Below are 585 nucleotides of genomic sequence, written 5' to 3' on the forward strand. Positions count from 1 at the left end.
GAGCGATCGTGCCGCGGCTCGCGGTTACGAAGCTCGCCGATTCCCGGCCGAGGGCCACGACCACGTCGGGACGGCGCACTGCGTATTTTTCGCCCAGATATCGGGCCATGCGCGCGACATGGTCGCCTTCCGGAAACCGCGAGAGATCCAGGAACTCGGAAAACAGATCGATCTTGCCGTTGGTCGCCTCCAGCAAACGGCTCCGCAACGCCTCTCCGGCAGCGGTCGTTGCCGCGATCCTCTCGTCATAGGGGTAGAGAACGAGGACGCGGGGAACCCGGTCGATGACGGCAATCGAGGTGTCGGAGGCTGCGGCCTGACGACTGGACATACTCGGGGCGAACACCGCCAACAAAAAGGCAGTGCAGCATAATCGACCTGACCATTCGCCCAAGCCCATCAGCTTCCCCCCAAACCGGCCAAGAATAACAGCTTCCCGCTACGGCGTCATCTGCGCATCACTACTTTCGATTGCCACCGCATGAAAGAGATTCCCTTAAGTACAATATCGGGCGAAGACCACATTCGCTAAGGTTCAGCGCGCCGGGGCAGAGATGCGGTCGGCTTCGCATACCTGCCGGAGGC

At 61.4% G+C, this 585-nt stretch carries 1 pseudogene; it reads right to left on the reverse strand.

The window, feature by feature from the left end:
• Window positions 1-400, reverse strand: a pseudogene (locus AF337_RS32875) (sensor histidine kinase); the annotation flags it as partial.
• Window positions 401-585: the final 185 nt, after the last annotated feature.

Origin of the sequence: Rhizobium ecuadorense (assembly GCF_001187535.1) — a bacterium.
Lineage (GTDB): Bacteria > Pseudomonadota > Alphaproteobacteria > Rhizobiales > Rhizobiaceae > Rhizobium > Rhizobium ecuadorense.